A 21,598-nucleotide genomic window follows, 5' to 3' on the forward strand; every position below is an offset into this window, starting at 1 on the left:
GGTTATGCACTACGCATACCATAAATGAAAAGATGATAATCTACCAAATAAGAAAAAGTTAATTAGGACAATTAAAAATGCCGCTGTATTCCAAATGGCCAATTTTCTGCCAGATAAATTTTTCATACTATGCAAATATAAAAGGATACTATAGGCTATCAATAACAGAAATGATCCAACGATTTTCATATCGTACCATGGCATCCCAGGAACCTTAAGAAAGGCCCACTGCAGTCCTAAAATCAAACTCAGCAGCAGCATTGGCACACCGATCACAGCCAATATGTAGGATGATTTTTCGAGTTTATCTAAGTCGGCAAGACGTATGAGCCTTGTGCCCCATTTTTTCCTTTTTAATAAATCATATTGAAGCAAATATAATGATGAGAAAACAAAGGATAGGGAAAATGCACCATATGAAAGAATAGCCATCGTAATATGAATCAACAATAATTCGGAAACAAGCTGCTTCGCCATGATATGCGAACTATATTGTATTGGGGCAAATGTATGAATGGCCATTACCGTAAAGCCTAGGATATTCGTGAAAAAAACGATAAAATCAACCCGTAATAAATGATTGATCACAATGGATAATGTAACCAAGATCCAAGCATAAAAATAAAGTCCCTCAAAAATCGTTAATACAGGGAATCTGCCTGTTTTATACATATAGATTCCGAGAAAGACGGTTTGCAAAATCCATACAAACGCAAGTAACCAGAAAGCAATACGGTTTGCCTTCCGGTTATGGTGTAGAAAATCGAAAAAATATAACAACACACTAAAGGCGTAAAGAACAACGGTTAATTCGTGAAGCCTTGTCATAAAGACATTAAACATAGAATGTACCCCTTATGACTGAAAGGAAGCCCGCGGTGTTGTAACCGGTATTTGATTGGTTTCGGCTGCTTTCGAATGTTGTTCTTGGACAAGCTCTTCAATATTAAAAATTTTCATGAATAATTCCATTGCCTGATTTGCGTCAGGGCGCGCAGCCAATTCTTTTGCTTGTAAAATCGGATCCTTTAAGAGCTGGTTGATGATACTTTTTGTATGCTTATTTAAAACTTTTAAGTCGCGTTCTGATAAATTTGGCAATTTCCTCTCCAAACTTACCATCGTTTCAGATTGAATGGCATGGGCTTTTTCCCTCAGTGCTGAGATAACTGGCACCACTCCAAGCGTTCCAAGCCAATGCTTGAAATCCACGATTTCTTTTTCAATCATGAGCATGATTCTTTCGGCTGCTTTCTTGCGCTCTTGCAAGTTGGCCTCAACAATTCCTTCTAAATCGTCGATATCGTATAAAAAGACATTTTCAAGGTCACCGATTCTTGGATCTAAGTCACGCGGTACAGCAATATCCACCATAAATAACGGCTTCCCTTTGCGTTTTTTCTCAACGCCGGCCATCATTTCTTTTGAAATAACAAAATCCTTCGAACCAGTTGAACTGATTAGGATATCAGCTTCCACTAATACTTTCTCTAATTCAGCCAGTGTTCTCGCTTTACCGCTGAATCGATTCGCTAAATCGATCGCCTTTTCATACGTTCGGTTAATTACAGTAACTTGTTTCACGCCATTTCCGTGAAGGTTTTGAGCCGCTAATTCTCCCATTTTTCCTGCTCCGAAAATTAACACATGTTTGTTGGCAAGTGATCCAAAAATTTTCTTGGCCAATTCGACGGCAGCATAGCTGACAGAAACGGCATTGGCACCAATATCAGTTTCTGAATGAGCACGTTTGGCAAGGGTAATCGCTTGTTTAAACAAGTGATTAAATACAGTACCAGTCGTTGCTTCTTGCTGTGCCAACATGAAGCTCGTACGAACTTGTCCAAGGATTTGTGTTTCTCCTAAAACCATGGAATTAAGTCCGCAAGTCACGTTAAATAAATGATCGATCGCCCCATCATCTTCATACACAAATAAGAACGGAGAAAATTCTTTTTGCTCTAATCCAAACCATTCTGACAGAAATTCTTTTATATAATAGCGGCCTGTATGTAATTGATCTACCACCGCATAAATTTCCGTACGATTACATGTAGACAAGATGATATTTTCTAGGATGCTTTTTTTAGTATTTAGCTTTTTAATGGCATCCGCAAGGTCGGCTTCATTAAATGACAACCGCTCGCGAATTTCAACAGGGGCAGTTTTATAGTTTATACCGATCACTAATGTATGCATTTGTAAGGACACCCCCAATAGATATTACAACTTAACTAGTATGATTATATCATGAGCAATTTCGACTTTTCCTCCTAAAATGTGAACAGAAAACGAAACTATATGGTAATATATTAAAGTAAAGTCGCCGATTAACAATCCCAATAGGGACAGTTTATCAACGTTTCCTTTAGACTTTCTTAATCATGATAAATGTTTTTTTAAAATACTTCCTTATGTACAGTACCAAAAAAATGGACAAGATTCAAGAGAACCTTACTGGAAGTGTGGTGTTTTTAATGAAGAATCAACGAGTTTTTCCTGGGATCATTCTTATCGGCTTTGGTGCTTACTTTTTGTTGCAGCAATCCGGCATAACTATTTTTCAACAATTTTTCACATGGCCGACACTGTTGATTATTGTCGGAATTGCTTTTCTAGGTCAGGGGTATTCTGCACACGAGTACGAGGCAATTCTTCCTGGGGTCATAATGGCTGGCTTTGGACTCCATTTTCATCTGGTCGGCAAGATGTCCTTTTGGCCAAGTAACACGATTGGAATGCTGATATTAATTATTTCTGCAGGTTTTTTCCTGCGCTTTCAAAAGACGAATTCTGGTTTATTTCAAGCATTCCTCTTTCTTATTTTAGCTGTTCTCCTCTTATTTTATGATAAAATTACTGCATATTTTGACTTACTCCAAAACGGTATGAGTTTCGTGTGGAAGTTTTGGCCCGCCCTGCTCATCGTCGTTGGTATTTATTTTTTACTAAAGAAAAAAAAATGACGCCTGGCGCAATTGCCAGGCGTTTCTTATTTACATATAGCTTTGAAGTGCTGACCATGCTTCATCTTTCCCAAGTCCTGTTTCTGAAGAGAAAAGAATCATTTGGTCATTTTTATCAAGGTCTAATGTCTCTCGGACAACTTTTAAATGCTTTTGCCATTTCCCTTTTGGGATCTTATCCGCTTTTGTTGCGATGATAATACAAGGGATCTCATAATGCTTTAAAAAATCATACATCATCACATCATCTTTCGATGGTGGATGTCTAAGGTCAACAATTTGCACAGCTGCTCTTAGTTGCTCGCGTGATGTAAAATAGGTTTCGATCATTTTTCCCCACGCTGCCCGCTCTGATTTAGAGACTTTCGCGTACCCATAACCTGGAACATCCACAAAATGAAGCATTTCATTTATTAAGTAGAAATTTAACGTTTGTGTTTTTCCTGGCTTAGAAGAGATTCTCGCCAAACCTTTTCTATTGAGCATTTTATTGATAAAAGATGATTTACCAACATTGGAACGGCCAGCAAGCGCAAATTCAGGTAAATCTGTTTCTGGATATTGTTCTGGCTTTACAGCACTGATGACTATTTCTGAACTTACTACCTTCATTGCACTTCACCTTCCAAAAGGGCATGCCTCAAGACTTCATCCACATGGGAAACAAGGACAAAATCCAGTTCATTCCTTACGCTTTCTGGGATATCATCAATATCCTTTTCATTATCTTTTGGAAGAATAATCTTCGTTAAGCCAGCGCGATGGGCACTAAGGGTCTTTTCTTTCAAACCGCCTATCGGAAGGACTCTTCCTCTTAACGTAATCTCTCCTGTCATCCCAACTTCGCGGCGGATTGGCCGGCCTGACAATGCAGATACCAGTGCTGTTGCCATCGTGATTCCTGCTGATGGTCCATCTTTTGGAACTGCACCTTCTGGCACATGTATATGGATATCATATTTTTCATGGAAATCTTCTTCAATACCTAGTTCTTCCGCTTTAGAACGGATATAACTAAACGCAGCTTGCGCAGACTCCTTCATGACGTCGCCAAGCTTCCCGGTTAATACAAGTTTCCCTTTACCTGGAGCTAAAGATACTTCGATCTGGAGTGTGTCTCCACCCACAGTTGTATAGGCTAACCCAGTTGCTACTCCGACCTGATCTTCGCTTTCTGCCATTCCATAATGGAATCTTGTTTTTCCTAAAAACTCTTCGATATTCTTTTCGGTAATGATGACGCGTTTCTTTTCACCGGAAACAATAATTTTTGCGGTCTTCCGGCAAAGAGTTGCCATCTGACGTTCTAAACTTCGAACACCAGCTTCCCGTGTGTAGTAACGAACGACTTTTAGAATTGCATCATCGCGGACTTGAAGAACTCCTTTGGAAAGACCATTTTCTTTCATTTGTTTTGGAAGCAAATGATCACTACAAATATGAACCTTTTCAAGCTCAGTGTAGCCGGCAATTGTGATAATTTCCATTCTGTCTAATAACGGTCCAGGAATCGTTGATAGATTATTGGCCGTTGCTATAAACATGACCTTAGAGAGATCATAGGTTTCTTCTATATAATGGTCGCTAAAATTACTATTTTGTTCTGGGTCTAGAACTTCGAGCATGGCACTCGATGGGTCTCCGCGGAAATCACTGGACATTTTATCAATTTCATCGAGTAAAAAGACAGGGTTAATGGTTCCTGCTTTTTTCATTCCCTGGATGATTCGTCCTGGCATCGCACCCACATATGTTCTGCGATGGCCTCGAATTTCGGATTCATCACGCACTCCGCCAAGTGATACACGAACAAAATGACGATTGAGCGATGTCGCAATCGAACGGGCCAGGCTTGTTTTACCTACCCCTGGAGGTCCTGCTAGACAGAGGATTGGTCCTTTTAACGAGTTGGTCAGCTTTTGAACCGCCAAATATTCAAGGACACGTTCCTTCACCTTTTCAAGACCATAATGGTCCTGATTTAAGATCTTTTCTGAACGGTTAATGTCAATGTCATCTTCCGTTTTATTAGACCAAGGGAGACTAATTAACCAATCAAGGTAGTTTCGAATCACAGCACTTTCTGCTGAACTGGTTGGTACCTTTTCATACCGGTCTAATTCCTTTTGTGCCGCTTTTAGCACATGTTCAGGCATGCCTGCTTGCTCAATTTTTTTCGTAAGCTCGGCAATTTCACCGGTTTTGCCTTCTTTATCGCCTAATTCCTTTTGTATCGCTTTCATTTGCTCACGTAAATAATACTCTTTTTGTGTCCGTTCCATCGAACGCTTAACACGCTGACCAATCTTTTTCTCTAAATTCAAGACTTCTTTTTCGTTATGGATGATATCAATTACTTTGTTCACTCTTTCTTTGATATCCGTCGTTTCCAGAATCTCCTGCTTTTCCTTTAACTTAATCGGTAAGTGGGAGGAAATGATATCTGCCATTCTGCCAGGCTCTTCAATATCTGCAACAGACGCATAGGTCTCTGCAGAAATCTTCTTCGATAATTTTATGTATTGTTCGAAATAGTCAAGCATGGTTCTCATTAGGGCTTGATCTTCGACATCCTTCGTAATTGGGTCATCATAGGTAACGATTGTAACCGCATAGTAGTCTTCTTCATCATGAAATGAAGTGATTTCCCCACGATTTAATCCTTCTACCAAGACCCTTATCGTGCCGTTTGGCAGCTTAAGCATTTGTTTTACTTTTGTTAATGTTCCTATCGTGTATAAATCCTCTTCAGAAGGGTCATCAATTGAAACCTCCTTTTGAGTGGTTAAGAAAATTAAATGGTCATCTACCATTGCTTTTTCAAGTGCTTGTACTGATCTTTCACGTCCAACATCTAAATGCAGGACCATGGTCGGATAGACGAGCAATCCTCGAAGCGGCAGGAGGGGGACGATCAATTCGTTCTTTTTCGTCAAATTACTGCACCTCCACATGCAAACAATTTTTCACTACAAAATCAGAATGGTCTTTGTACAATTCTATCCTATTTATTTTTAAGTGTCTATTTTTAGAGAAAGCGGGTTGATTCTCTTTTCAGCATACGTTTAGTTTCCCCAATCATTCCGATTTCTTTCTATAATAATGGTAGAAAACTTTTGATAAAATAGGCAAAAAACTTCGGCTTGCAGATGGATCACAAACCGAAGTTTTAATTAGATACTCTCTTTTTTAGATAGCTCAATCGATGCAGGGATTGCATCCATTTTTTGATAATCATTTACCAGCGCAATCTCAAATACTTCATGCAGATGGGAAACGGGAATAATTTTTATTCCATCAATCTCATTTAAAATCGTTTGCATGTTTTCCTCTGGAATAATCACTGTTTTTGCTCCTGCTTTTTTCGCAGCTTTTACCTTTGGATACACCCCGCCAATCGGTTTGACATTTCCATGGATACTTATTTCTCCTGTCATGGCAACCGTGTTGTCGATTGGAATTTTATAAATCGCAGAGTAAATGCCAGTCGCCATCGCAATTCCTGCCGATGGGCCGTCGATTGGAACACCGCCCGGGAAATTCACATGGATATCAAAGTCGTTAGCTGGGACACCCATTGATCGTAAAACCGTTATTACATTTTCAATGGAACCGCGCGCCATACTCTTCCGGCGAATCGATTTGCCTTGTCCGCCAATACTTTCTTCATCAACAATACCTGTGATATTGATTGTCCCTTTATCTTTGGCAGGGATGACGGTCACTTCAATTTCTAGGAGCGCACCCGAATTTGGCCCATAAACAGCCAAGCCATTAACAAGACCTACATGGGATAAATCATTAATTTTTCGTTCCATTCTTGGTGACATTTGACTCGCATGGATGACCCACTCGATATCCTCATCCTTGATATAATCGCGTTCTTCTGTTATCGCAAGTCCTGCCGCAATTTGAATTAAATTAACTGTTTCGCGCCCATTCCTTGCATAGTTCGATAGTGTATTGACGCCTGTTTCGTTGATTTGTAGGTTCACTTTTTGGGCAGCCTTATTCGCAATTTCAACGATTTCTTCCTGTGTTAAATCCCGAAAGAAAACTTCCATACAACGGGACCGAATCGCAGGGGGAATTTCACTTGGTGTCCTTGTCGTAGCGCCAATTAACCGGAAATCGGCTGGAAGGCCATTTTTAAAAATATCATGGATATGGGTCGGAATTTGATTATTTTCCTCATGATAATACGCACTTTCAAGGAAAACCTTCCGATCCTCTAATACCTTTAAGAGCTTATTCATTTGAATCGGATGCAATTCTCCAATTTCATCGATAAAAAGGACCCCACCATGAGCATTGGTCACTGCCCCTTGCTTTGGCTGCGGAATTCCTGCTTGTCCCATGGCCCCTGCTCCTTGATAGATTGGATCATGTACAGAACCGATTAACGGATCAGCAATTCCTCTCTCATCAAATCGCGCAGTCGTTGCATCTAGCTCGATAAAAACAGATTCAGGTTTAAAGGGTGATTTACGATTTTTCTTCGCTTCTTCTAAAACAAGGCGTGCAGCTGCTGTTTTTCCAATTCCAGGCGGTCCATAAATAATCACATGCTGGGGATTTGGTCCACATAGTGCTGCTTTTAATGATTTGATTCCATCTTCTTGGCCGACAATATCTTGAAAGCTTGAAGGCCTTACTTTTTCAGCTAATGGTTCTGAAAGTGAAATAGATCTCATTTTGCGAAGTTGATCCATTTCCTTACGGGATTCCCGATCAATGGATACTTTTTGTGTACGCTGATTCCTAAGCAAATTCCAAAAATACAGCCCAATTATGATTCCGAAGAATAGCTGTATAAATAAGGCAATCCCCGTCCAACTCATACATTTCCCTCCTGCACTTCAACTTTTTACTAAATATATATTAATAAGTATTTCCTGCAGTGGGATGGAATAAACCACATATTCGTAAGAAACTGTTTCGGGAGATGGAGTGGAATTGGATTCGCTGATTGAATGGGGATATTCGCTGATTGGCTGCCAAAATTCGCTGATTGAACCATGGAATTCGCTGATTGATTACGAAAATTCGCTGATTGGACTGAGAGATTCGCTCATTGGACTATGAAATTCGCTCATTAAGACGGGAAATTCGCCCATTGATCATGAAAATCCGTTCATTTAGGGCGAAAAATTCGCTCCATACCAATAATAAGCACAAAAAGACCTGGCAAGTGCCAGGCCTTTCGGTACAATTATGCAGATTTTTCTTCAGCAACGACGGTTCCATCTTCTAATAAGAGTTTTGGAACACCATTGTTAATGACTGTTTCTTTGGTAATGACGCACTTGGTAATGTCATCACGAGAAGGAAGGTCGAACATGACATCCAACATAATTCCTTCAATGATGGAACGGAGACCACGTGCACCAGTTTTGCGTTCAATTGCCTTTTTGGCAATTTCAGTCAAAGCGCCCTCTTCAAATTGAAGCTCAACATCGTCGATTTCAAGCATTTTTTGATATTGTTTAACAAGCGCATTTTTCGGCTTCGTTAAAATTTCAATTAATGCTGCTTCATCTAACTGCTCAAGGCTCGCAATCACTGGAAGACGTCCAATAAATTCTGGAATTAATCCAAAGCGAAGTAAGTCTTCTGGTAATACTTTAGAAAGCAGTTCTTTCTGAGCAACATCCTGCTGCTTAACATCTGATCCAAAGCCAATTACTTTTTGACCTAAACGGCGCTTAATAATTGGTTCAATTCCATCAAATGCTCCTCCGCAAATAAAGAGGATATTGGTTGTATCGATTTGGATAAATTCTTGGTGCGGGTGTTTTCGTCCACCTTGTGGCGGAACACTTGCAACCGTACCTTCAAGAATTTTTAATAAAGCTTGTTGAACGCCTTCACCAGAAACATCTCTTGTAATCGAAGGATTTTCTGATTTACGGGCAATTTTATCAATCTCATCAATATAAATAATCCCTTTTTCAGCCTTTTCTACATCGTAATCAGCAGATTGGATTAATTTTAATAAAATGTTTTCAACATCTTCCCCAACATATCCAGCTTCCGTTAGTGAAGTAGCATCGGCAATTGCAAATGGTACATTCAAAATACGAGCCAATGTTTGGGCTAGTAATGTTTTACCGCTTCCTGTTGGTCCAATCATACAAATGTTACTCTTTGCAAGTTCAACATCATCAATTTTACTATTGGAATTGATGCGCTTATAGTGATTGTATACTGCCACAGAAAGGGATTTTTTCGCTTGATCTTGACCGATAACATATTCATCAAGAATTTCACAAATTTCCTTCGGCTTCGGTACATCTTTAAATTCTACTTCTTCTTCTGTTCCAAGTTCTTCCTCAACGATTTCGGTGCAAAGTTCAATACATTCGTCACATATGTAAACTCCAGGCCCGGCAACCAATTTACGAACTTGGTCCTGTGTTTTACCACAGAAGGAACACTTTAATTGACCTTTTTCATCATTAAATTTAAACAAATCCTTTCACCCCTTAAATCATGTTAGTATCCTATGCGAAGCAGCGAATTACACAAACAAAAGTCAAGTCTCTCTCTAATTATTGATTAGTATGTATGTTGCATTGTAACACAGAATGCCAATGGACTGGAAATAAAAAGCTTAAGGTAAATAGGTTTCCCTTTGTTTGTGTAGTTCATTTTAAATCACTTATGTATTCTTTAATCTTAACCATTATGATAAAAATAAATCTAAATGCTGTCTGGAAATTATTTTATATTAATTTCGCTATGTCTTAGATATTTTCCTGCCCATTGTTAAATCTTATTATAATATGTATTTTAAAAAAAGTATAAAACAAGGCACGATTTAAATCGTGCCTTGCAATAAACAGGTTAATTATTTCTTGTTTTCAACAAGAAAGTCTACTGCTTTTTTAAGTTTAAGGTCTGATTGGATGCCTTCAAGTCCGCCTAGAGCTTGTTTAATGCTATCAACAGTCATGTTATACATGCCAGCCATGTTTTCAAGTTCAGCATTAACATCTTCGTCAGTTACTTCAAGGTTTTCAGCCTTAGCAATCGCTTCTAGTGTTAAGTTCACACGTACGCGGTTTACAGCTTCTTCCTTCATTTGCTCACGTAAAGCATTTTCGTCTTGACCTGAGAATTGGAAGTATAGTTCAAGGTTCATACCTTGCATTTGTAAACGTTGTTCGAATTCTTGAAGCATACGGTTAACTTCGTTAGTAACCATAACTTCTGGAATTTCAACTTCTGCATTTGCAGCAGCTTGTTCAACAACAGTATCACGTAAATGATGCTCAGCTTCGTGCTTCTTGCTGTTTTCTAAACGAGTTTTGATTTTCTCTTTAAGAGCATCTAATGTTTCAACTTCATCATCCACATCTTTAGCAAACTCGTCATCTAATACAGGAAGTTCTTTTCCTTTAATTTCATGAATAGTTACTTTGAATACTGCAGGCTTACCAGCAAGTTCAGCAGCGTGGTATTCTTCAGGGAATGTTACTTCCACGTCTTTAGATTCACCAGCAGCTAGTCCTACTAATTGCTCTTCAAAACCTGGGATGAATGATCCAGATCCGATTTCAAGTGAATGGTTTTCAGCTTTTCCGCCTTCGAAAGCAACGCCATCAACGAATCCTTCGAAATCTAGAACAGCTGTATCACCGTTTTCTACAGTACCTTCTTCTTTAATGACAAGTTCAGCTTGGCGCTCTTGAAGAGTTTTTAATTCATTAGCAACATCTTCGTCAGTCACGTTTGTATCAATTGCTTCTACTTCTAAACCTTTATATTCGCCTAATGTTACTTCAGGCTTTACTTGAACAGTAGCTTTGAAGATAAGTTCTTTACCTTTTTCCATTTGCTCGATGTCGATGTCTGGACGGTCGATTGGCTCGATTCCAGTTTCGTCAATTGCGCTTCCGTATGCTTCTGGAAGAAGAATATCTAATGCATCTTGATAAAGAGATTCTACACCAAAACGCTTTTCGAACATTTGACGTGGCATTTTTCCTTTACGGAAACCTGGAACGTTAACTTGCTTTACAACCTTTTGGAATGCCGCGTTTAAACCTTCGTTTACTTTGTCCGCACTTACTTCAACAGTAAGAACGCCACGGTTTCCTTCTAACTTTTCCCATTTTACTGACATACATTTTCCCTCCAACAATCTATTCTCATATCATTCTTAACGAATTTGAGTAGTTTGGAAATCACTTTCTATCAAAGCCAATTTCCTTTTTTTAAATGTAAAATATAGTTTTTTACACAATGCAACCACTACATTATAACATAGGATTGATTTCTTTCAACAGCGAGCCTATATATTAGGATAAGAAATTTTCTCAATTACCTCAATTTTTGCGATTGCTTCTTCAATTTCACTAACAGATACATCGTATTCGCTGGAAAGAAGATCCATTCTCGTATCCATCCCCATATAATCTTGTGCCAAGTGGTGGAAAGCTGCAGCCCATGCATGAGTACTCTCGGGCTCTAGTTCAAACGGATAGGTTATAAAAAAATTACGCTCAACCATTCCGCTCGTGTTTTCAAAAAGACCAGGGTTTTCGCTTTCCAGATGAGATTCGACAAGCACTTTTATCGCTTGCATTCTTGGTTCTTCTCTAACCTCGGGAAGTTGTGTTGGAATAACTTTCTTTTTCATGCCAAATTTCCTGATAATAAGTTCTCTATCAATTTCCTGCTCTTTCAAAAGAGTTAAGAGAATGGTTTTTAAAAACGGATGACCTGCTTCCGCTTCTAAATAATCTGTAATTTCATGGAGATAGGGGCGAATATTTTTCTCTTCTAGACTTGAAATGAGGAGCAGTTGTTCATTTAGATTATCATTTGCAAATAGGTTTAACTCTTGGACCGCTGTTTCCTCTGGTTCGATTTCCTCAAGATCTAGTTGACGATTCTCTGCCATTCTTCGGCTGAATTGAAGGATCGTTAGGAAATGATCATGTTTTTCCGGCGGAATCTCTTTTTCTTCTAAAAGTGCTTCGACGGTTGACACGATTTCATGATATTCATGGAGTTGGATCAGTACTGTCAAATAGAGATCGACCATCTGGAGGTAGTCACCAATCCCCTTATGGAGCATTTCCTTGGCGAGTTCTTTCGCTTTTTGAAAAGAAGCAGCTTCAAAATAAGCAAGAACCAGCCCAATCAAGACTTCATCATTGTCAGGGTCATATTCTCTTGCTTCCTCCAATAGATTGATCGCTTCGTTAAATTTTTTCTTCTCAAGGCTCTCGAGACCCTTGTTAGTTAATCTTTCTTCAAGTCCGGGAAAAAAGACTATATTATCTATTCGTTTCACAGGTTCCCTTTTTTTCATAAAAAAACCGTCCTTAGGATTGTCATGGGAATTAGTTTAGCATAAATAAAAGACAAAAAAAACTCACCGTCAAATGGTGAGTTTAAATTCAATATGTAGTGTTGATAGTAAAATTAGATGGCGTCCCAGGAGAGATTCGAACTCCCGACCCACGCCTTAGAAGGGCGTTGCTCTATCCAGCTGAGCTACTGGGACAAATATGTTGTTTAAGACAAGATTTATTATATTATCGTAATATCAAAAAGTCAACACACTTTCTAATATTTTTTATAAAAAGAAAAAAGAGAGAGGAATTCTCCCTCTTAATTATGACAATACAAACTCGCGGGCAAGTTCGGTAACCTCCTGGCCGCTTACTTCAAACACCGACATTTTAATTTTTTCAATCTGCAAATCCAGAATAATATAAGTTTTTTCAAAGCGTTCCCTCGGCAAGCGGATGCTGCCTGGATTTAAAAATAAGATCCCATCAATCACTTCCGCACCAAGGACATGTGAGTGTCCGAAACAGGCGATATTCGCGTTTACTTCCTGCGCTTTGTATTTTAAATTCATTAAGGAGGACTTAACCGAATACCGGTGGCCATGGGTAATAAAAAACCTCCGCCCAGCCACTTCAGAAATTGTCTCTAGTAGATATCCGCCCCCAAAATCACAATTTCCCATTACCGTTAGATAGCCGGAAATCGCTTCATCATCTGGAGATAATTCTGAATCACCGCAGTGAATCATTAAATCAACCTCATCCAGATGCCTTTCTCTTATTACACGGAGCTCCTTTGTTAATCCATGACTATCACTAACAATTAAAACTTTGCTCATTAACGCTCCGCACTTTCTAAAATAGAATCCATGACTACATCTAGTTTTTTCAAGGCATTCGCACGATGGCTGATCTTGTTTTTTTCTTCTGATGATAACTCGGCCATCGCTAAGCCCTTCTCAGGTACATAAAAAACCGGATCATAGCCAAACCCATTGGTACCTCTTCTCTCTTCAAGAATACGTCCTTCACAAGTGCCTGACACCGTTTTTGTTTCTTTGCCTGGAACTGCGACTGCCAAGGCACAGTAGAACCTTGCTGTCCGCTTCTCCTCAGGAATACCTTCTAATTCAGACAGTACTTTATCAGTATTGTTCTGGTCATTTTTTGGTTCACCCGCATAACGTGCTGAATAAATCCCGGGTCTCCCTTCAAGGGCATCCACGATCAAGCCTGAATCGTCGCCAATCACCATTTTCCCTAGTGCTTTGGAGACCGCCTCTGCTTTCAAAGTCGCATTTTCTTCAAATGTTGTGCCAGTTTCCTCAACATCAGAAATTTCTGGATAATCCAGCAAGGTACGAACCGTGATCCCTCGTGATGAAAAGATATGTTCAAATTCCTTCGCTTTTCCTGGATTTTTAGTTGCAATAATAACTTCTTTCATATTTGATCGCCTCTCATTTTTGTCTTCGCGACTCTATTTTTCGAGTAATTTCTTCACCCAGTACTGCTTTTTGGTGTTCAAAAAGTTCCATTAGTCCTTCTTGAGCAGCACCAAGCAGGCCTTGAAGCTGTTCGTAGGAGAAAGTCGCTTCCTCCCCTGTCCCTTGCAGTTCAACAAATTCTCCATTGCCCGTCATGACTACATTCATATCGACCTGGGCCTTAGAATCCTCAGCGTAGTTTAAATCCAGGACCGTTTGATTATTTAGCAGGATCCCGACACTTGTCGCCGCTAAATAATCCGTAATCGGGAATTTAGCAAAGGACTTTTTCTCGGAAAATGCATTTAAAGCGAGGGCCATTGCAACAAATGCTCCTGTGATTGAGGCTGTTCGAGTACCACCATCGGCCTGGATAACATCACAATCAATCCAAACTGTTTTCTCACCTAGAGCACTTAAATCGACGATTGCTCTAAGGGCGCGGCCGATTAGCCGCTGAATTTCCATCGTTCGACCGGAAACCTTTCCTTTAGAAGATTCGCGAATGTTTCTTGTTTCTGTTGCTCGGGGCAGCATAGAATACTCGGCAGTAATCCAGCCTTTGCCTTCCCCCCTCATAAAGTGAGGCACTCTGTCTTCGATGCTCGCTGCACAAATCACTTTTGTATTCCCTACAGAGATTAGGACAGATCCTTCGGGGTGCATTAAATAATTGGGTTCAATATGTATGGGTCTTAGTTGTAACGGCTCTCTACCATCAACACGCACCATTACTACCTCCTTTTATTATTGAATTGGTACATTCATTTTCTTAAATACCAAATAAAGAAGAGGCGGCATCCAAGCCAACCTCTTTCATTGTCACTATATAGTATAACAAAAATTATTTTTTAAAAACTACCTGTATTGACTTTTTCTGGACGAGTTACAGGTTCAGTTAATTTCTTCCCGCTATCATTTTTAATGTCTGCCTTACCCTTAACTTGAATAGCAACTTTTTCTACGCCCTCTTGCTCAGTTAGGGACAGCACTAGTGAATCTAATAAATGCTGTGAAATTTCCTTTTCTTTAAAGCTTCCAAAAATATTCTCATTAAAGTTCAAGGTGACTTTTCCATCTTCATATTTTGGAGCTTCAAGGAGCTCTACATCTGACATAAATTCAGATACTAGAGTTGATTTTTCACTTGGTCCTTTTATCAATTCATTAACGATAGCTACGTAGTTATCTTTTTCGTTATTGCTCACCCGGCGTGTGACAGGTACATAATAATAGGAGCCCTCTTCACCGCCAATATAATAAACAGTTACAGGTTTAGTATTGGTAATATCTGTAACATTCGTTGTATCAAGGTTGATTCCGGTTGCTCTGGAAAGATTTTCGCTTATCGGTGTACCGTTCACAGGCATTTCCGTCAAATCATGTCCATTCATTTTAAGTTTCACAGTTTTCACATTATCAAACTGTGTCAATGTCCAAGTGACAGATTGGAGAATTTTCATTTCATCTTCAGCTTGGTAATTCTTAAACTCTTTTGAAAAATTAACCGTTGCAACGCCATCTTTATCAATATTTACAGAAAGCTCCGTATCCTCTGGGAGAACCGCCCGGAAATCATTTGGGAGTAGATCAGTCACTGGACCATTTGCCACTAAATATTCAAGCGCCTGTTTAGCGACCGAACTGGTTTTCGGCAGATCCAATGTTTGCGGAACGACATAGCCGTCTTTATCTACCAGGTATAGTTCTGTTTTGACGGTGTTTGCCTGCGCCTCCTTACTTGCTTCTGTAGCGGTCGTTTTCTTACTTGTTGTATCCTCCTTGATCGTCACACTCTTTGGCGGATCGATTTTCTTTTCTGTTTCAGTCCCGAATAATCCACAACCTGACAGTAGAACTGATGATGTCAGCACAGTCGACACAAGGATCTTTGCTTTATTTTTAGACATAACTATTTCCCCCCTAAGACAGTTTGTACTAACATATATACGAGCCTTATGATAAATTAGACCGACTTATGAAAAAAAAGGTGTCAAAAAAAGGTGTCAGGCACCGCTCGTGGACAAATGTCCACGAGTGGTGCCTGACACCAACTATTTATAGTTTTATTTTTTTGACATCGGTAATTGGATATCCCAGCCACTGTGAGGCGATTTTTGAGAATATTCGTCTGGAACCAGTGGTGTAAAATTCATGCTCTGGATCTTCTTCGCATGTATCTAATAAACCATTGTACTGAAGGATTGCACTTATTTCATGTGCTGTCTCGTCACCCGAACTTATCACGCTGACAGACTCACCCATGACATTCTTTATCACAGGCTCTAACAGCGGATAATGTGTGCAGCCTAAAATCAGCGTATCCAATTTTTCATTGAGCATCGGCTTGAGGGCTTCGTCAACAATTCTTTCCGCAATCGGACCTGCAAATTCGTTACTCTCCACAAGCGGAACAAATTTTGGACAGGCATGTGCTTTAACAAAAAGCCGGCTATTTAACGACTTTAACGCTCTCTCGTATGCCCCACTTTTTACAGTACCCTCAGTGCCAATAATTCCAACACGATAATTTTTTGTCTTCTTAATAGCCGCTCGTGCTCCTGGATTAATTACCCCTAAGACCGGAATCGGCAATTCCTTACGAATCTCGTCTAATGCCGCAGCTGTAGCCGTATTACAGGCAATGACGAGCATTTTGATTTTTTTCTCTAGTAAAAAAGAGGTCATCTCCCATGTGAACCTCTTAACTTCCCTAGTTGTTCTCGGGCCATATGGGCAGCGCGCTGTATCTCCCAAATAGATGATTTTCTCATTTGGAAGCTGGCGCATCACCTCTTTAGCAACGGTTAATCCGCCAACGCCCGAATCTATCACACCAATAGCTTGTTTCAAAACCTATCGCCTCTTTTAACGCATTTCCTGATGCAATTTCGTTAAGCTTCTTTGAAGAACCTGAATTTCTTCCGGAGTGAAATCAACCAACACTTCTTCTAAGTAAACTTGACGCTTTTTAATTACTTCATCAATGATTCTTTTGCCCTCTTCAAGCAAATGTATTCTCACCACACGACGGTCGTTTGGATTTTTCACCCGTTCTACGAGGAGATTTTTTTCCATCCTGTCAACAAGATCTGTTGTCGTACTGCATGCCAAGTACATTTTAGTAGAAAGTTCCCCGATTGTCATGTCCCCATCTTCAAAGAGCCATTGCAAAGCAATAAATTGTGGAGGTGTAATTGTATAAGTACTTAACATTTCTCTTCCTTTTTGCTTAATGATGCCAGAAATGTAGCGTAAATCCTTTTCAATATTTGCAACAATTTCCCCATTTGCTCTTTGTGAATTCTCGAGTTTCATCTCAAACACTCCTATAAAAAGCTTTCTTTCCCTGAAACATTAATCTATATAAAAACTATTGTTCCTCATTGTCGTACTTCATGTTTCTTCTTATTTTCTACTTTTTTCTCCAAAAATTCAAGCTGAAACTATCAGAAAAATATTAGTTTGCCACTCTTTGGAGTATAATAAGGTAGAATTTGAATAATAAGCCAAAGGTGAGAAAAGAATGGAAATTGTAATTAGCACGTCAGCACTAAACTGGTTTAAAGAAGAGGTCGAATTAAAAAAAGGGGATAAAGTAAAGTTTTATCCGAAAGTATATGGAAACAGCCCTGTCCAAGAAGGGTTTTCGCTTGGTTTCACCGTAGATAATGATCCTATTGATATCATTGTGAAATACGAAGCAGAAGGTTTTTTATTTTATATTGAAGAAAGGGATTTGTGGTTTTTCAATCAACATGATTTGCATGTCGACTACAATGAACAAAGGGATGAAGTAGAATATAGTTACACCAAGTCGCAATCGCATAATTAGGGGAAAAATACAGTTCGCCGAATAAAATTAGTTTTCAGATTAACAATAATCCTAGTGTTAGTTATTAACACTAAAACTTCAATGTGGAGGGATTACTTTGAATATATCTTACGGCTTATTTTCAACCATACTCATTCTGGGACTTAGAGCGGCATTCTTATTAAGTAATCTATCCTCGTGGTTTAAAAGGATGGTAAGAATACCTGCTTTTAATTAAGCAGAGAAGTATTTTCAAGTATCATTAATCCGCATTGTAACAAAAAAGGTAAGCATTTCGATTCGAGAATGCTTACCTTTTTATGTTTATCTATTCAAAATTAAACCGGCCTCCCAAGAAGGATGCCGGTCAATGTTAAAGTTCTAGCTCTCCCATCCGAAGGAGCTCTACAACTGCTTGTGAACGCCCCTTGACACCAAGCTTTTGCATGGCATTTGAAATGTGATTCCGAACCGTTTTTTCGCTTATAAATAATTCACCAGCGATTTCTTTCGTTGTTTTGTCTTGTACTAATAACTCGAATACTTCTCTTTCACGTTTGGTGAGTAACGGCTTATGATTATAAACATTCTCCTTCAAGTACTGTAACCCTCCTTGCCTTCGCCAGTTATGAACACGGGGTGGGTATATATTTAGTCAACATATCTTATGTGAACAATACAAATGTAGTGACTATATTTACTGAAAGGAGATTGATTTTTGTAAAAAAAAGCTCCTAATCCCTAGGAACTTTTGAGTGATGCATAAATAATATATCGCTTTGGTGCATTCCCTACATAACTAAAGGGATAACAGGTGGTTAAAATTAATTCCTCTTTCTCGTGTTGGAGCGTAATAACGCTCGTATCATCAGCCTGGACAATCTTCGTATCAATGATTTCATAAGTATATGAACCATACGGCATTTCCATTTTTAGCGAATCACCAAGCTTTAACTCTCCTAATTTACGAAAAACGGTGTCACGGTGTCCCGATAAAACAATTTGCCCTTGATCACCAGGAAAATAGGCACCCTTATAATGACCGACGCCTTTTTCGAGGTCATCTGGATCCGTTCCTTCAACAATAGCTAACTCTGCCTTAATTTTTGGAATGGCTAATAGTCCGACTGTTTCCCCCATATTAGGAGGAGGACTGTTTTCACCCCTCTTTTTAGGAGCAACAGCAGGCTGATCGGCAATTAGTTCCTTCGCTTCCTGGAGCGATGCATGGGTTTGCGTCTTCACATTGATAAATTGCCAGAGCCAAATCCCTACTAAAACGAATCCTGTCAAAATAATGAACAGCGGAAATTTATATTTCACCTCTAAAAACCATCCTTTTCTACCGGGCTCGGGCTTTACATTAATAAGAGTATAACAAACAGCAGCCGAAAGAACCAATGCAATTATTCGCCCATATACGACAAAAAACCTTCTTTTCCAGATAAGAAAAGAAGGTTTTTCATTTTATTAAGCGTGGTCACTTCCAAAGAAGCTTCTGAAAGCTTGAATGGTTGTATCACGGTTCAATGCAGCAATAGAAGTTGTTAATGGAATACCTTTTGGACAAGATTGAACACAGTTTTGTGAATTACCACAGTTAGCAAGTCCGCCATCGCCCATAATCGCTTCAAGTCGTTCTGCCTTATTCATAGCACCCGTTGGATGTGCGTTGAAAAGACGAACCTGTGAAAGCGGCTGTGCACCAATAAAGTTTGATTTGCTATTTACGTTCGGGCAAGCCTCAAGACATACGCCACAAGTCATACATTTAGAAAGTTCATATGCCCATTGACGCTTTGTCTCAGGCATACGTGGACCAGGTCCTAAATCATAGGTCCCATCAATAGGAATCCAAGCTTTTACTTTCTTTAAGGCATCAAACATTCTGCTACGGTCAACCTGAAGGTCACGTACCACAGGGAATGTTTTCATTGGCGCTAATCGAATTGGCTGTTCCAACTGATCGATCAGTGCTGAACAAGATTGACGCGGTTTGCCGTTGATGACCATCGAACAAGCCCCGCAGACTTCTTCTAAACAGTTCATATCCCAGGTAATTGGGGTAGATGCTTGTCCTTTTGCATTGACAGGATTTTTACGGATTTCCATTAACGCCGAAATAACATTCATATTCGGGCGATAGGGAACCTCAAATTCCTCCTCATAAGGAGCAGCATTTTCGTTATCTTGACGTGAAATAATAAATTTCACCATTTTTTTATCAGACATTTTTTCTACTCCCCCTTAACTTTTTGCGTAATTGCGTTCGCGTGGCTTAATCAATGAAACATCAACATCTTCGTAATGGAAAGCCGGTGCTGAAGAACTGTCAACAAATTTCGCCATTGTTGTTTTCAAGAATTCTTCATCATTACGTGTAGGGAAGTCAGGCTTATAATGTGCACCACGGCTCTCATTCCGGTTGTATGCACCGATCGTAATAACACGAGCCAATTGCAGCATGTTTTGTAATTGACGAGTAAAGGCTGCCCCTTGGTTACTCCATTTAGATGTATCATTAATGTTAATCTTTTTGTAACGTTCTAGTAGTTCTTGAATTTTCTCGTCCGTTTTTAATAGTCTGTCATTGTGGCGAACAACCGTTACATTATCCGTCATCCATTCGCCAAGCTCTTTATGAAGAATATAAGCATTTTCATTTCCATCTAGAGACATAACAGCATTCCACTTATCTTCTTGTTCTTTAACATGACGGTCAAATACTGTAGAAGATACGGCATCAGAACTCTTTTCAAGACCCTTGATGTATCTCACTACATTTGGACCAACGACCATTCCACCGTAAATGGCGGAAAGCAAGGAATTGGCACCTAAACGGTTCGCACCATGTTGTGAGTAATCACATTCACCAGCTGCAAATAGCCCTGGAATGTTTGTCATTTGATCATAATCAACCCAAAGGCCACCCATTGAATAGTGAACAGCTGGGAAGATTTTCATTGGAACTTTACGAGGGTCATCACCCATAAACTTTTCATAAATCTCGATAATACCACCGAGTTTAACATCTAATTCATGTGGATCTTTATGAGAAAGATCAAGATATACCATGTTCTCGCCATTGATTCCGAGTTTTTGGTTTACACATACATCGAAAATCTCACGTGTTGCAATATCACGTGGTACGAGGTTTCCATAGGCAGGATATTTTTCTTCAAGGAAGTACCAAGGCTTTCCATCTTTATATGTCCAAACACGTCCACCTTCACCACGAGCCGATTCACTCATTAAGCGAAGTTTATCATCGCCAGGAATGGCAGTCGGGTGGATTTGAATCATTTCTCCATTCGCATAATAAGCGCCCTGCTGGTAAACGATTGAAGCAGCAGAACCTGTATTAATAACAGAGTTAGTTGATTTTCCAAAAATAATCCCAGGGCCTCCTGTAGCCATGATGACGGCATCGCCTGAGAAGGATTTAATTTCCATTGTTTTTAAGTTTTGAGCAACAATCCCACGGCACACACCATCGTCATCAACAACTGCACCTAGGAATTCCCAGCCCTCATATTTCGTTACAAGACCTGCCACTTCTTCACGGCGAACTTGTTCATCTAATGCATAAAGTAACTGTTGACCAGTGGTTGCTCCAGCAAATGCAGTACGGTGATGCTGTGTTCCACCAAAGCGGCGGAAATCAAGTAATCCTTCAGGAGTACGGTTAAACATAACTCCCATACGGTCCATTAAGTGAATAATTCCAGGTGCTGCATCACACATTGCTTTTACTGGCGGCTGGTTAGCCAAGAAATCTCCACCATAAACAGTGTCATCAAAGTGAATCCATGTGGAATCGCCTTCACCTTTTGTATTTACCGCTCCATTAATACCACCCTGGGCACAAACAGAGTGAGAGCGTTTAACAGGTACTAAAGAAAACAATTCTACTGGTGTTCCTGTTTCTGCAACCTTAATCGTTGCCATTAAGCCAGCTAAACCGCCGCCGACTACGATCACCTTACCTTTACTCATTTGTGACTCACTCCCTTAATCCAAAATCCA

Annotated in this window: 21 protein-coding genes and 1 tRNA gene; 3 read left to right on the forward strand and 19 right to left on the reverse strand. The window is 39.6% G+C overall.

Annotation, left to right across the window (positions count from 1 at the left end):
- Positions 1-9: 9 nt before the first annotated feature.
- Entirely contained in the window at positions 10-843 is an 834-nt protein-coding gene (locus FS608_RS03400) for a cytochrome C assembly family protein (RefSeq protein WP_144547844.1), read from the reverse strand.
- Between the two features lie 12 nt (positions 844-855).
- Positions 856-2,199, reverse strand: coding sequence for a glutamyl-tRNA reductase (gene hemA, locus FS608_RS03405; protein WP_144547845.1), 1,344 nt, complete (start codon positions 2,197-2,199; stop codon positions 856-858).
- Between the two features lie 278 nt (positions 2,200-2,477).
- On the opposite strand from hemA, the gene FS608_RS03410 reads away from it, so the two are divergent.
- The gene (locus FS608_RS03410) at positions 2,478-2,966 is read left to right on the forward strand and encodes a LiaF transmembrane domain-containing protein (RefSeq protein WP_144547975.1); all 489 of its coding nucleotides are present in this window, start codon (positions 2,478-2,480) and stop codon (positions 2,964-2,966) included.
- Positions 2,967-2,996: 30 nt separating this feature from the next.
- On the opposite strand, the gene yihA is transcribed toward FS608_RS03410, so the two are convergent.
- The 3 genes from yihA to lonB form a co-directional block, all read right to left on the reverse strand.
- Complete coding sequence (yihA, locus tag FS608_RS03415) at positions 2,997-3,578, reverse strand: ribosome biogenesis GTP-binding protein YihA/YsxC (RefSeq protein WP_144547846.1); 582 nt, start codon at positions 3,576-3,578, stop codon at positions 2,997-2,999.
- On the reverse strand, positions 3,575-5,902 hold the full coding sequence (lon, locus tag FS608_RS03420) for an endopeptidase La (protein WP_144547847.1): 2,328 nt from the start codon (positions 5,900-5,902) through the stop codon (positions 3,575-3,577). Before lon ends, yihA begins: the two co-directional genes overlap by 4 nt.
- A gap of 237 nt (positions 5,903-6,139) precedes the next feature.
- Positions 6,140-7,807, reverse strand: a complete 1,668-nt coding sequence (gene lonB, locus FS608_RS03425; RefSeq protein ID WP_144547848.1) for an ATP-dependent protease LonB — start codon at positions 7,805-7,807, stop codon at positions 6,140-6,142.
- Between the two features lie 109 nt (positions 7,808-7,916).
- Between lonB and FS608_RS31085 the strand changes: the two genes are divergently transcribed.
- Positions 7,917-8,051 (forward strand): hypothetical protein, encoded by a 135-nt coding sequence (locus FS608_RS31085; RefSeq protein WP_260871563.1) that lies wholly within the window; start codon positions 7,917-7,919, stop codon positions 8,049-8,051.
- A 127-nt stretch (positions 8,052-8,178) separates the two neighbouring features.
- Here FS608_RS31085 and clpX read toward each other — a convergent pair whose 3' ends face one another.
- The 10 genes from clpX to FS608_RS03475 form a co-directional block, all read right to left on the reverse strand.
- Positions 8,179-9,438 carry an ATP-dependent protease ATP-binding subunit ClpX gene (gene clpX, locus FS608_RS03430; RefSeq protein ID WP_144547849.1) on the reverse strand — a complete coding sequence of 420 codons (1,260 nt, stop codon included), beginning with the start codon at positions 9,436-9,438 and terminating at the stop codon, positions 8,179-8,181.
- A gap of 378 nt (positions 9,439-9,816) precedes the next feature.
- Positions 9,817-11,094, reverse strand: a complete 1,278-nt coding sequence (gene tig / locus FS608_RS03435; RefSeq protein WP_144547850.1) for a trigger factor — start codon at positions 11,092-11,094, stop codon at positions 9,817-9,819.
- 168 nt (positions 11,095-11,262) lie between these two features.
- On the reverse strand, positions 11,263-12,288 hold the full coding sequence (locus FS608_RS03440; RefSeq protein WP_144547851.1) for a tetratricopeptide repeat protein: 1,026 nt from the start codon (positions 12,286-12,288) through the stop codon (positions 11,263-11,265).
- Between the two features lie 118 nt (positions 12,289-12,406).
- Positions 12,407-12,483 (reverse strand) — tRNA-Arg (locus FS608_RS03445).
- Between the two features lie 111 nt (positions 12,484-12,594).
- Positions 12,595-13,110: a metallophosphoesterase family protein gene (locus FS608_RS03450; protein ID WP_144547852.1), complete on the reverse strand. Its 516-nt coding sequence runs from the start codon at positions 13,108-13,110 to the stop codon at positions 12,595-12,597.
- Positions 13,110-13,718 carry an XTP/dITP diphosphatase gene (locus tag FS608_RS03455; protein WP_144547853.1) on the reverse strand — a complete coding sequence of 203 codons (609 nt, stop codon included), beginning with the start codon at positions 13,716-13,718 and terminating at the stop codon, positions 13,110-13,112. Before FS608_RS03455 ends, FS608_RS03450 begins: the two co-directional genes overlap by 1 nt.
- A 13-nt stretch (positions 13,719-13,731) precedes the next feature.
- Positions 13,732-14,487 (reverse strand): ribonuclease PH, encoded by a 756-nt coding sequence (gene rph, locus FS608_RS03460; protein WP_144547976.1) that lies wholly within the window; start codon positions 14,485-14,487, stop codon positions 13,732-13,734.
- A gap of 122 nt (positions 14,488-14,609) precedes the next feature.
- Positions 14,610-15,668 carry a GerMN domain-containing protein gene (locus FS608_RS03465; RefSeq protein ID WP_144547854.1) on the reverse strand — a complete coding sequence of 353 codons (1,059 nt, stop codon included), beginning with the start codon at positions 15,666-15,668 and terminating at the stop codon, positions 14,610-14,612.
- A 148-nt stretch (positions 15,669-15,816) separates the two neighbouring features.
- A complete protein-coding gene (gene racE, locus FS608_RS03470) occupies positions 15,817-16,611 on the reverse strand; it encodes a glutamate racemase (protein ID WP_144547855.1) in 795 nt (264 codons plus the stop codon).
- A 15-nt stretch (positions 16,612-16,626) separates the two neighbouring features.
- Entirely contained in the window at positions 16,627-17,076 is a 450-nt protein-coding gene (locus FS608_RS03475; RefSeq protein ID WP_144547856.1) for a MarR family winged helix-turn-helix transcriptional regulator, read from the reverse strand.
- Between the two features lie 208 nt (positions 17,077-17,284).
- On the opposite strand from FS608_RS03475, the gene FS608_RS03480 reads away from it, so the two are divergent.
- Complete coding sequence (locus tag FS608_RS03480; RefSeq protein WP_144547857.1) at positions 17,285-17,593, forward strand: HesB/YadR/YfhF family protein; 309 nt, start codon at positions 17,285-17,287, stop codon at positions 17,591-17,593.
- Positions 17,594-17,945: 352 nt separating this feature from the next.
- On the opposite strand, the gene gerE is transcribed toward FS608_RS03480, so the two are convergent.
- The 4 genes from gerE to sdhA form a co-directional block, all read right to left on the reverse strand.
- Positions 17,946-18,170, reverse strand: coding sequence for a spore germination transcription factor GerE (gerE, locus tag FS608_RS03485; protein ID WP_026563391.1), 225 nt, complete (start codon positions 18,168-18,170; stop codon positions 17,946-17,948).
- 143 nt (positions 18,171-18,313) lie between these two features.
- A complete protein-coding gene (locus FS608_RS03490) occupies positions 18,314-18,895 on the reverse strand; it encodes a class D sortase (RefSeq protein WP_144547858.1) in 582 nt (193 codons plus the stop codon).
- A gap of 147 nt (positions 18,896-19,042) precedes the next feature.
- Complete coding sequence (gene sdhB / locus FS608_RS03495) at positions 19,043-19,804, reverse strand: succinate dehydrogenase iron-sulfur subunit (protein WP_144547859.1); 762 nt, start codon at positions 19,802-19,804, stop codon at positions 19,043-19,045.
- Between the two features lie 15 nt (positions 19,805-19,819).
- The gene (sdhA, locus tag FS608_RS03500; protein WP_144547860.1) at positions 19,820-21,568 is read right to left on the reverse strand and encodes a succinate dehydrogenase flavoprotein subunit; all 1,749 of its coding nucleotides are present in this window, start codon (positions 21,566-21,568) and stop codon (positions 19,820-19,822) included.
- Positions 21,569-21,598: the final 30 nt, after the last annotated feature.

This window comes from Bacillus sp. X1(2014), assembly GCF_007678255.1.